Below are 13645 nucleotides of genomic sequence, written 5' to 3' on the forward strand. Positions count from 1 at the left end.
GAGTTCACCCAGGCACCTAACACCGACAACATATACCTGTTTAATTTGTTTTTCCAGGGATTACAGGTTGAAGTCGACGATTCCGAGGTAGGAATGCAGACTGACGTCCCGGAGGTGCAACTCGAGGCCGGCGGGCTCTCCCCGAGCGTGTATCCCAATGAGAAGGGAACCATTCCTGTACACAACGAGGACGAAACACTCCAATTTGATTTTGAAGGTGGTGACACCCTTCAGCCATTTAGTGGGTCACAGGCCGACATCGTCGCGGTAAAGACCGATTCATCTGAGGGGCTCGATACGTTCTCACAGATTTCACAACTTGAGGACTTTCTCAACGACGAGGATTCAACTGTCGAAGTATTCGAGACCACGACTATCGGTGACGGTGAGCAGATTACGTACGATCTACAGGCCGATGGTCGTGGCAGCGGCAACTATGTCTTCTTAGCGGTCAACAATGGTAGTGTCAGTGTCGACGACACTGGAAACGTCACGTTAGACAACGTGCGCGTCGTCGGACTTGACTTCGCTGTCGTCCAAGACGGGGAATCGACCGTTGATACGTCGCGGCAGGACTCCGATTACCCGGCCCCGGAATACCGTCCGGGAGAGAACGTGACTGTCGAAGCCGAGGCCGCGTTATCCGGTCAAGGTGAGATCACGCAGGCGGTCATTCTGTACGATGAAAATGATCTCGGTGACGAAACGGTAACTGCTGTAATCAGCGATCTTTCCAACGTCGATCCCAACAATATCACGGTCGAATCGAGTATATCCGGGTTCGAGGGGGTTCGTCGAGTCGAAGAGGGTTCCACGTTAATGGGAGAGGATCTCGGTGAACGTGATGAAACAGGTGTCTTCACTGTCGACGACGCGTTCCGCTTCATCGGCGGAAACATTGGTGATCGGCTCACCGACAACCCTGATGCAGAGGTCCAAAACGCCTCGATAGTCGCAAAAGCGAATACGGGAACGGAGACGACTTTCGAGATCGGAACCTTCGAGAACTTCTCCACTGGCCAATATTCGGTCATTCACATCGCCGAGAACAACGAAACTGGCGAAGTCTACACGAACAAAGAATCGGTCACGCTGACTGAAGAGCTTGATCCGTGGGCGACCGTCGAAATCGATGAGGAGGATTCGGATCTCAACGTCGTAGACGGTGAAGAGATCGTCATCAACGCGACGGTGACTAATATTGGTAACGGGACGGTCAATGATACGGCTGATTTGTACTTTGACGGTAATCAGGTTGTCATCGGGGGATCACTTGGTAGCCCAGAATATGAACAAGAGGGCATCAACCTCTCTGCCGGGGAGTCACAACAGATATCACTAGTGTATGACACAGATGAGGATGTTGGCGGTTACTTTGATAACGTACCTGAAACCGTAACAGCAGAAATTCGAACTCCCAACGGTACCGATTCAACCACCGTTCGAGTCGGCGATCAGGGAGCAAACTTCTCTGTTGATATTGATGGAGGAGCCTCCGACGACGAGGTAACCCAGGGAGATAACCTGACAATAGTCTCGGACATCACGAATGACGGAGACATCTCCGGGACGCAAACGATCGAAGCGGAATTCGGAGGAGCGACTGAATCCACGGAAATATCGGTTGATCCCGGCACGACCGAAACGGTCGAATTCACCTTCGAGAACGTGGAGGTCGACGCTGACACCTACGAGGTGAACGTCAGCTCCGAAAACGACTTCGCCACCACCGACGTCACGGTCAACCCCGGACCGAACTTCGTCGTCGGTCCGCTTGAGACGGACGACACGGTCACAGCGGGCGAAGATATCTCGGTGAACACGACCGTCGAAAACACCGGCGGCGCGGAGGGAACCCAGGACGTCGAATTCCTGTTCAACGGCACGGTCGTCGAGACCAGATCGGACGTCACGATCGGTTCCGGTGCGTCACAGGAGTTCAACTTCACTGTGCCCACGTCTGAAGCCGATGCCGGTAGTCGCGACGTGACTGTGCGCACGGCGGACGATACGGCAACTCAGAGCGTGACGATCCTCGGCCCGCCTGAGTTCCAAGTCGAAATCGACGGGGACGCTTCCAACGACACCGTCGTTCCCGGTGGAACCGCGACGATCGTCGCGAACGTGACCAACTTCGGCGGCCAGTTCGCCGAACAGGACATCACGCTGGAACACAACAGTGACCAGGTCAAGAGTAAGAGCCTCGGGCTGGAACCCGGCGAGTCCGGGTCGGTCACGTTCGAGTACCAGGCCGACGGCGCTACCCCCGGTGAACCTCTCACTTTCGCTGTCGCCAGCGAGGACGACACCGCCGATTGGTCGGTGTCGGTCGTCCAAGACGCCACCTTCGACGTGGCGATCACCGAACCGGCCGAAGGCGCTGAATTCGTGGCCGGCGAAGACACGATCACGGTCACGGCAAACGTCGAGAATGTCGGTGACCTGTCCGATAGCCAGGACGTCCGGCTGCTCGTGAACGGGAGTGAGGCCAACAGCACGGATGTCTCACTCAATGCAGGCGGAACCGAGACGGTCAGCTTCGACTACGACCCGAGTGAGAGCGACGTCGGGGAACTGAACCTCACCATCGCGAGCGCGGACGCTGCGGACGTGCGAAACATCACGATTCAGAGTCCCGCGGCGGTGAGCTACTCGAACTTCGAGTCGTCAGCTGACGCGGTTACCGTCGGTGACTCTGTCACCGTCACCGCGGACGTCGAGAACACGGGCGATATCAAGACGACGGTCGACGCGACGCTCCAGGTCTCGTTAGAGGGTGAAGAGGTGACCACGCTGGAAGACTCGGTGCCCCTCGCCGGCGGCGCAGAGGATCAGCTGCAGTTCGAGTACACCTTCGAAGAGCCGGGAACGTACAACCTAACGCTCGTCGATTCGGGGCTCGGTCCCCTGAGCGTCGAGGCCAACCAGGAGGTCGTTGATCTGTCCATCGCGGCGAACACGACCCAGCCGTCCAACGGAAGCGTCGTCCGGTTCACGGTGACGAACGCCTCGGCCGAAGAGGATCCGATCCCGAACGCGACAGTCACCGTCGGTGAAGCGACTGGGACGACCGGCGCGGACGGCGTAACCAACCTCACGGTGACGGGCGACGGCGAGACCACCGCAACCGCGACGAAGGAAGGGAACGAAACGATCGCGTACAACAGCTCGTCGATCGACCTCTACGTCCTCCAGCCGTCCGATATCGTGTACAGCGACCTCTCGGTCGATCCGTTCGATCCGGAAACCGGCCAAGCGGTGACCATCACTGCCAACGTCACGAACGAGGACGGCGTCGAACGGGAGTTCAACGCCTCCGTCTACGCCGACGGTCAACGGATCGATGCCGAGGAGAGTTACAGCGGTTCGCTCAACGCCAGTGAGACGCGGACCCTGACCTTCACCACCTCGTTCGACACCGCGGGGACCCGAACGATCACCGTCGGCGACGCCGACCTCGACGGTGAAGTCCAGACCGCACCGTCGACAGTGGTCGTCGACCGCGCGGCGCGGCAGTTGAACATCACCGCCGACCCGAGGGAGGTCACCGAAGGTGACTCCGTCGAGTTCAACGTCACGAGCGAGACCGACGGGCAGCCGGTGAACGCGTCGATCACCGTGGCCGGCGAGCAGCGCTGGACCGACAACGAATCGGTCACGATCCAACTCAACGAATCGGGCGACTACACGGCGGCGGCGACCAAGCCGGCGACGCCGAGCGTGGACTACCTCAACGACTCCGTGGACGTCCGAGTCAACGCGCCCGCTGACATTCAGGTGATCGACGTCTCGCCACTGCGAACCCAGCTCTACGAGGGCGATGACCTGACCGTCGAGGTGACCGTGGAGAACCTCGGCGATCTGCAGGGATCCGAAGAGATAAACTTCAGCTTCCAAGGGCCGGAGCCGAGCCAGCCCGTCGAGCTGAACGGCAGCGAGCGAACGACGCTCGTCTTCACCGCAGAAGCGCCGAACGAGGGTGACTACAACGTCACCGTCGAAGGTGAGGAGTACCAGACGATCACGGTCGATCCCGCACTCGCCACGACTGACCTCTCAGTCGCGCCGACCGTGACGAGTGGCGAGGAACTCGTGGTGACCGCGACGGTCGAGAACCGGGGTTCGACTCAGGATACGAAGACGGTCGAGCTTGAGATCGAAGGAGAAAACAACCCGGTCGACTCCCAGGACGTCGTCGTCAACGGGAGTAGTTCCAACACGACCGAATTGATATGGGACACCACGGATGTGGCCGCCGGTGACCGGACCGTCTCCGTCGACGACCTCGAACAGACGGTGACGGTCGAACGTCAGAGCGTCGGCCTCCAGATCGAATCGAACGCGACGTCTACGACGACGACCAACGAGACGGTCGAATTCCTCGTCGAAGACCAAAACGACAACCCGGTCGAAGGAGCGACGATCCGCGTGGGTGGGCAGACGCTCATCACTGACGCGAGCGGGACGAACACCACCACGTTCGAAGAAGCCGGTCGGTACACCGCTCGCGCCTCGAACGAGAGCACGAACACCACGGCATTCGAGCGCGCCTCGACGAGCGTCACGATCCGAGAGCCGGCGAACCTCACGGTCACCGAGGCGTTCCTCCCGACTGACGAGGTCTACGCCGGCGACGACGCCGAGGTCTTCGCAGCTGTCGAGAACGACGGCGGCGTTCCGGGCACGCTCGAACTGAACGTCACGAACAGTTCGGACGAGTCGGTCACGACGCGGAACGTGACGCTCGGCGCCGGGGAGTCGCGGACGGTCACCCTGACGCCGCAGCTCAACGCGACGGCGGACGAGGAGACGTTCACCGTCAACGGCGTCGAGGCCGGCGATGTCACGATCCTGCCGCAGTCGATCGTGACTGACGTCTCGCTCAACGCCACGGCGGTGACGACCGAAGACGCCGTGCGCGTGGACGCAGTCGTCACGAACCGCGGGAGTACTTCCGACGACCCCGTCACCGTCAACTTCACCACGGGAGAAGGCGAAACGAGAGAACCGAACACGGGGGAGATCCCCGACGGCGAATCCGTAACCGTCTCTGAAACGTTCACGTTCAGCGAGGATACCACGGTAACGGTCGAGGGGCCGACAGGTGAAGGATTCACGCGGACAGTCACCGTCGCTGAGGCCGTCGAAGACCTCCAGATCTCGGCGAACCCGGCCACTGTGACTGAAGGCACGGACCTGAACATCACCGTGCGAAACGAAAGTGGTGATCTCGTCGACGCGACACTCGTCATCGGCGACGAGACGTACGACGTCACCGACGGCGTCCGGAACATTACCACGCCCGAAACGCTCGATGCCGGTGATTACACGGTGACTGCCACGAAGGAACCCGAGGATATCGGAACGAGCTACAACAGCTCCTCGGTCGATGTCACAGTCCAGGCACCGGCCGCTATCGAAGTCACGGACGCCTACCGACTGACGACCCAGGCGTACACCGGTGACGAGGTCGAGGTGGAGGCAGTCGTCGTGAACGACGGCGACCGGTCTGGAGAAGCGACGATCAACCTCACCGACGACTCCGGCGAGGTGCTCGACAACCAGACCGTCGACCTCGCTGGCAACGCCAACACCACGATCACGCTGAACGCGACGTTCAACGAGACTGGCTCGCCGACGCTCTCCGTCGGCGACGAGGTGGCCGGCGAAGTCGAGATCGATCCGCAGACGGTCGTGACGGACTACACGCTCACGAACACGTCTGTGACCGTCGACGAGCAGGAGACGACGATCAACGCGACGGTTCGCAACCGCGGATCCGAAATCGATGAGAGCTTCGCGGTGAACCTCAGCGTGGGCGGTCAGGAGGACGTCGACAACGCCACCGTCAGAAACCTCGGATCGGGCGAGGAGGAGTACGTCGAATTCAATCGGACGTTCGACACCGTCGGCCGGACGCCGGTCACCGTCAACGAGGAACCGGAGACGAGCGTCCTCGTGACCGAGCAGATCGTCGACCTCTCCGTGGAAGTCGAGACCGAGAACCCGACGACCGACGACGAGGTCGTCTTCAACGTCACCGACAGTAACGACGACGCGATCGAGAACGTGACGATCGTCGCGCGCGGTCAGGTTCTCGAGACGGGACCGAGCGGGCAGGCGAGCGCGAACTTCACCTCTGGAACGGTCTCAGCCTCGGTGACGGCGGACGGAGAACAGATCTCCTACAACCCCGACAGCGTGGAGTTCACGGTCAACCGCCCGGCGAACGTGCTCCTGCTCGGCGCTGACGTGACGAGCGAGGACACGGTGTATCAGGGCGAGACGGTCGACGTCTCTGTCGACCTGCTGAACCTCGGCGGCGTCGCCGGCGAGCGCAACGTCACGCTGAACGTCAGCGGGACGACGGCGGACTACTCCGTCCGGTCCGTCGATCCGGGCGACTCGGAGACGGTGACGCTCTCGGCGCAGCTCAACGACACGGGCGAACAGACGCTCACCGCCACGCACAACGGGACCGACGCCGACGAAGAGGCGACGGTCGATGTCCAGCCGGCGGCCGTCGTCGCCAACTACACGGTGAACCAGACGGCGATCTCGGTCGATGATGCCATTCGCGTGCAGGCGAACGTCACGAACCGCGGCGAAATCACCGACTCAGCCGAGGTCGACGTGTCGATCACGCCGGCCGCCAACGAGTCGTACGATCCGGTGACAGTCGACGTCGCGCCCGGCGAGACCAACTCGACGAACTTCACGTTCACCTTCGCGGACAACGCGACGCGCACGGTCTCGGTCAACGACCTCGATCCGACCGAGATCTCGATCGCGCGGAACCAGAACGAGCTCAACCTGACGACGACGACCTCGACGGTGACGTCGGGTGAAACGGTCGAGTTCACCGTGACGAACGAGGACGCGGACGGCGCCGGCGTCGACGATGCGACGATCGCGATCGCCGGTCAGTCGGTCTCGACCACGGGTGGCGTAGCCGAGACGACCGTCCGCGAGAGCGGCACGTACACGGCAGTCGTGACGAAGACCGGAACGGAGGAAGTGGTCTACGAACGCGACACCGTCGAGATCACCGTCACCGATCCGCTCACGGTTCCGGACGAAGCCGAGTTCGGTGAGGTCGGTGCCGCACCGGACGGTGGAACCGAAGAGACGCTCACGGTCGAGATCGCGAACGACGGCGGACGCAGCGTCTCCCTCGGAAGCGCCAGCGTCATCGGCGGCAACGCCAGCCAGTTCGAGGTTCTGGAGGCACCCGATTCGATCGCCGCCGGCGAGAACGGCACGGTGACCGTCGCGTACACGCCCACCACGCGCGGTGACACGTCCGCGACGCTTCGGTTCCGTGCCGACACGCCGCGGGACCCAGTCCGCGAGGTCAACCTCTCCGGGACCGGCGTCGCGCCGGGAATCAGCGTCGATCCCTCGTCGCTACGGTTCAGTGACACCGACCTCGGAGACAGTCCGACCGAAACGGTCACCATCGAGAACACGGGCAACCGCGACCTCCGGATCACCACTGAGTCGATGGGCGACGGGTTCAGTCGCTCGGAGACCGGCACGATTACGATCGACCGGGACACCACCAAGACGATCGACGTCGAGTTCGATCCGGACGAGGCCGGCGAGTACGGCAGTCTGCTGAGCCTCTCGTCGAACGATCCGTTCAACGGTACTGTCGAGGTGCGCGCGAGCGGCACCGGACTCGGCGGCGAACTCCTCCTCTCACCGAGCGGGGAGTACTCGTTCGGCGAGGTCACGCAGGACTCCACCGAGAGCGCGAGCGTCCTCATCGAGAACACTGGAACTGACACTCTCACGGTGACGCCCGTTGTGGACGACGAAACCAACGGGACGTTCACCGTCGACAGCGAGGTCGACGACATCTCCCTCGATCCCGGAGAGTCCGAGTTCGTCACGGTCGAGATGACGCCGACGGATCTCTCGCCCACCGCGAACCTCACGTTCGATACGAACAATCAGGAGGTCGAGAACGGAACGCTGAACCTCTCCGCGACGACGCTGACGCCGACGGCAGAGGTGACGACGCCGGCCGACGACGCCAACCTGACGTTCGGCGACGTCGCGGTCGGCGGCTCCTCGACCAACGCGACCGTGATCGAGAACACGGACGACGCGGCACTGGAGATCGAAACGGCGGACGCGCTGTCGAACTCCGACTTCGAGTTCGTCGGCTCGCCCGGGACGATCACCGTCCAGCCCGACGAGACGCGCGAGATTCCGGTCAGACTCTCCCCGACGAGCCCGGGTCTGAGGACGACGAACCTGACGCTCACGACGAACGACCCGAACAACGAGACGGTCAACGTCACGCTGGAGGGCCAGGGCCAGGCGACCGATCTGACGGGAAGTCCCTCCACCGTCGAGTACGAGACGATCGGTGAGGACAACGTGACCGTCGAGACCGTCACGCTCGAAAACGACGGGACGGAGGAACTCACGGGACTGCGCGTCACCTCCAAGAGCGGAAGCGGCGCGGGCCAGTTCGCGGTCGACTCGAGCACCGTTCCGGACTCTCTCGGTGAGGGAGAGACGGCGGACGTCGAGATCGCGTTCGCACCCACCGAAGACGGCAGCCACTCGGCGACCGTGACCTTCGAGGCGACGGGCGACGTCGCCGGAAGCAGCCAGTTCGCGGTCTCCCTGTCCGGCGAGGCAACGCCGCCGGACGTCTCGGTCAACGAGACCGACCTCGGGTTCGGCTACGTGAACACCGCCGGGGACGAGGAGGCGACCGAGACGGTCCGGATCACGAACGACGGACTGCCGGGCACGAACCTCACGATCGAGGACGTCTCGATCGCCGACGACGAGACGGATGCGTTCAACGTGACCTCACCGGAAGAGACGGAGATCGCCGGCAACGAATCGGCGATCGTCGCTGTCGACTTCAACCCCGACACGACGGGCGAACAGACCGCGACGCTAGAGATCGAGACCAACGATCCCGACGAGGACACCGTCGAGGTCTCCCTGACCGGCGTCGGCTCGGCGCCGAGCGTCTCGGTCGATCCGGAGTCGGTCCAGTTCGGCCAGGTCCCGACCGACACGACGAGCGAGTCGAGGACGGTCGAGATCACGAACGACGGCGGTGAGACGCTCACGATCGAGGGTGTCTCGACCACCACGGATCAGTTCACGGTGACCGACGGCGTCGGTGACGACACCACCGTCGTCCCCGGCGCGAGCCGCACCGTCTCGATCGCGGCCGAACCGACCGAGACGGGTGAGCAGACGGCTGACCTCACCATCTCGACGGCGTCGGTCGGCGACACGAACGTGAGACTCACCTCAGAGGGCATCGAGGCCAACCTCAGCGTCACCAGCGACCTGAACGGGACGTTCGGTGACGTCCGCACCGGTAGCTCCGAGCGTCGCACGCTCACCGTCACCAACGACGGCAACGCGACGCTGGAGATCGATGATGCGACGGTCAGCGACTCGGACGCCTTCACCGTCGTGAGCGGGGGCTCGACTTCGCTCGAACGCGGCGAGACCGAGACCTACACCGTGGCGTTCGGCCCCGATGCGCAGACCGAGTACGAGGGGACATTCGAGCTGACGTCGAACGGTGGTCCCCACACGGTCGATCTCAACGGCACGGGCGTCGAGGGCAACGCCTCTCTCTCGCCGTCGACGAACGACTTCGGTGACGTCCAGATCGAGAACAGCTCAGAGGAGACGTTCGAGTTCGCGAACACCGGCGACGCGCCGCTGGAGATCACGAGCGTCTCGGTGACCGGCGACGACGCCGGTGCCTTCGAGGTGAGCGGTCTCTCGACCGGCACGGTCGGGGACGGTGGCTCTGAGACCTTCACCGTCGAGGCCGCGCCGAGCGTGACCGGCAGCGCGACCGCGACGCTCGAGATCCAGACGGCCGAGTCCGGGACAACGACCGCTAGCCTCGGCGCGACCGGCGTCGAGCAGGACATCGAACTCGGCAGTGGAAGCATCGAGTTCGACCGCACTCGACTCGGAACGACCACAACCACGACGGTCACGGTCTCGAACGACGGGAACGCAGACCTGAGCGTCTCCGACCTCACGGTCGCCGGCGCGGACTCCGATCAGTTCGAGGTAGTCGATCCGACCGTCACCGACGCGTCGTCGCTGACGATCGAGCCCGGAGACAGCCGAGAGGTCGAACTAGAGTTCTCACCGCCGACAGACGACGTTGAGGACGCCCAGGACGGCATCGCGCAGACCGCGCGGCTGATCGTCCGGAGCGACGATCCCGACGAGGGCACGCTGGAAGTCGATCTCAGCGGGACGGGCAAGACGCCCGATCTCCAGGTGAGCACCGACGCGCTCCAGTTCGGTTCGACGTCGATCGGCGATACGTCCACGCGGACGCTGACGATCACGAACGGCGTCAACGCGACCGCGGACGTGAACCTCCGCGCGGTGGCCGCCTCGGGCGGCATCGGCAACGAGTTCACGGTGACCGACGCGGGGGCTGACGCCCTGGCGCCGGGTGAATCCACGACCGTCACGGTGGCGCTGACGCCGCAGGTGCCCGGACCGAAGTTCGGTTCGCTGAACGTCATCACGACCGATCCGCGGCAGCCCGGCAAGTCGGTGTTCCTCTCGAACTCCGAGACCATCGTCACCGTCGCGTACGGCAGCGTGGATGTCTCCTACGAGAACGTCAACCCCGGACTCCAGCCGGAGCGTAGCTTCCGGCCGTACCCGGACGCCGACGCCGAGGTGACCGGCACGCAGCCGTTCGTCCAGACCAGCGACGACTTCGAGCTCCGGATCGATGGCCAGCCGGATCCGTTCGGAGCCGCCGTCGAAGACGATGACTACGGCGCGATCCGCTACGTCTCGGCGACGAAGTCGAACCTCTCTGCGAGCTCACTCGAGAACAACACCTTCACCTTCCGGGTGAGCAAGGCCGCACTCGCCGACCTGGACGCCAGCGAGTCCGACGTTGAGCTCCTCCGATACGACGGAAGCAGTTACGAACCCGTCAGCGGCGGAACGACGCTCGAAAGCGAGGAGCGGGCCGACTACACCTACGAGGCGACGACCGACAGCCTCTCGCAGTTCGCGATCGTCGTCGAGGATCCGCAGCCGAACCTCGGCGTGGTGAGCGGAAGCGCGAACCTGAACACCACCTCCGTCACGGAGAATAATCCCGTGTCGGTGACAGCCGAGGTCGAAAACACCGGCGCCGCGGACGGCGAGGCTGACTTCGAGCTCACCCTCGATGGGGACACGGTCGCGACCAAGACCGTTGACGTCGACGCGGGTGACACGACGGAAGTCACGGTCGCGTTCACGCCGAGCGAGATTGGGACGTTCCCCGTCGCGTTCGGCGGTGAGCCCGCAGGCAATCTGGAAGTTACCGAAGCAGACGACGAACAGCCACCCAGCGGTGGCGGCGGTGGCGGCGGACAGCCCGCCGCGCCGACCCAGCCCGCACGGGTCGACGTGACCGTTCAGGACGGCACCGCCGAGGTGTCAATCACCGGCGCCACCGCCGGCCAGCCGGTGACGATCGAACCCGGCGTGACCGGCGAGGGCGCGGCGAGTCCGCAGCTCGACGCCGTGAGCGTGGACTTCAGCGAGGACGTCGAGAGCACGTCGATGTCCGTCAGCGGCTCTCCCGGTGACACGCCGCCGGTGAACGAGGAGGGCGATCTCGGCTACTTCAACATCGAACACGACTTCACCGACGAGCAGGTCGGTGACGTGACGTTCGACTTCACGGTCGAGCGCGACCGCCTCGAGGAACGCGGCGTCGCGCCCGAGGACGTCGTGCTCTACCGGTACCACGACGGCTCCTGGAACGCGCTGGAGACGTCACAGACCGGCAGCGCCGACGGAGCGGTCCAGTTCGAGGCCGTCTCGCCCGGCCTCTCCGTGTTCGCGGTGAGCACGGCGCAGGCCCAACAGCCCGCGTTCGAGGTGACTGACGCGACGCTCGGATCGACGGAGATCGGGACGGGTGACTCCGTCGACGTCACGGCGACCGTCGAGAACACCGGTGACGGGTCCGGCACGTTCACGGCGAACCTCACCGTCGACGGCGAGACCGTCACGCAGGAGTCGGTGACCGTCGACGCCGGAAGCTCAGAGACGGTGACGTTCACCCGGACGTTCGAGGAGGCCGGCACCTACGACGTCGGCGTCAGCGGCTCGAACGCCGGCACGCTGACCGTCTCTGAGGACGCGACTGCGACGACGACCGCGACGGCGACGACGACCGAGGAGGTGTCCGCGCTGGGCGACGTCGACCTCGCCCTGCTCGGACTGCTCGCGCTGCTCGTCCTGGCCATCGCCGGATTCTTCGTCTACCGGCGCCGCGAGCTGTAACCCGCGACCGCGGTTTCTCGACGCCGGTTCTCGATTTCGTTCGTTCGACCCGACCGTCCGACCCACACGTATTTTTAATCCGGGCGGCGAGGTAGGTCCGTGAGCGTCCGGCCGGCCTCCATTGCCGACGAGTTCGCCCGGCGATCAGCCTGGTACGACGTCCTGCTTTTAGCGATCGTTCCAGCCGTCCTCCTCGGAGTGTTCACACTGCCGTACGGCGTCCGCCGGCAGTTCGCACTGCAGTACTCCGATCCGTCGGTCGTCTCGTTGTACGTCGCGAACTTCACGCATTTTTCACGATCCCATCTGATCAGCAATCTCGTCGGGTACGCGCTGGTCGCGCCGACGGCGTACCTGCTGTGTACGCTCGCGGAGTACCGCGACACGTTCTGGGGCGTCTTTGCGGTGTTCGTGCTCGTGTTTCCCGTCGTGCTGTCGATGCTCATCGTCGGTCTCTTCCGCGGGAGGACGGGCGTTGCGATCGGCTTTTCGGGCGTCCTCGCCGCGTTCTTCGGGTTTCTGCCGATCGCGCTGCTGTGGTATCTGCGCCGTCGCTTCACTGAGGCACTCGTCCTCCAGCAGGCGCCGCTTCTGTACTTCGTCGGGATCGGGACGATCACGCTGATCGCCGCTCCGCTCAACCGGCTGAGTTACCTCGTGTTGGGAATCTCGGCGGTGGGTCTGGCTTTGCTCGGCCGGCAACTGTTCGTCGACCTCTCGCGGCTCACCGTCGCGAACCTCAAGCGGTCGTTCTTCCCGCCGGGGTACGCCGAACTCGCGAGCGTCGGCATCCTCCTGTTCTTCGCGTTCCCGTTCGCCGCGTTTCCGTCGGTCCGCGTCACCGGATCGTCGTTCACCAACCTCTACGTCCACCTCGTCGGGTACTCCCTCGGATACCTCGTTCCGTACGTGACCTTCGCGGTCGTCGCTCGGGAGTGAGCGACGGTGTCACAGCGGCCACCGAAGCGAGGTGGGCTCCGTTCGTCAATTCGATATCTCCGGGTGGTGTGGACGTGTCGCTGTCGCGGCGACAGACGAGTATCGAGGCACCCGTTTGTACCCGCAGTAGCCTGGTCTCTTTCTCAGAAATAAGAGTGAGATACAACTAATATCTGATATGTGTTAGGCGTTCATAGAAGACTGAATATTCGCTTAGACGTCATTTAGTGTGTGAAATACCATTTTGAATAAATGGTGTATTATTATTTCTAAAAACAGGCGTTTAGATGGCCTCTCCCGGTAATTTTTTACATATTCACTAACTGATATAGCAATATGTTCCGTGGTGGGGACTTGACGAGACGGGGTCAGTTGAGTAGTGTCCGGA

The 13645-nt window shown here is 63.2% G+C and carries 2 protein-coding genes; both read left to right on the plus strand.

What is annotated here, in order from left to right; all coding sequences use genetic code 11:
• Nucleotides 1–1668: 1668 nt before the first annotated feature.
• Nucleotides 1669–12318: a choice-of-anchor D domain-containing protein gene (locus DV707_RS05855; RefSeq protein ID WP_160113903.1), complete on the plus strand. Its 10650-nt coding sequence runs from the start codon at nt 1669–1671 to the stop codon at nt 12316–12318.
• 99 nt (nt 12319–12417) lie between these two features.
• The gene (locus DV707_RS05860) at nt 12418–13257 is read left to right on the plus strand and encodes a hypothetical protein (protein WP_103990167.1); all 840 of its coding nucleotides are present in this window, start codon (nt 12418–12420) and stop codon (nt 13255–13257) included.
• The last annotated feature ends 388 nt before the right edge of the window (nt 13258–13645 follow it).

Origin of the sequence: Halobellus limi, from assembly GCF_004799685.1 — an archaeon.
Lineage (GTDB): Archaea > Halobacteriota > Halobacteria > Halobacteriales > Haloferacaceae > Haloquadratum > Haloquadratum limi.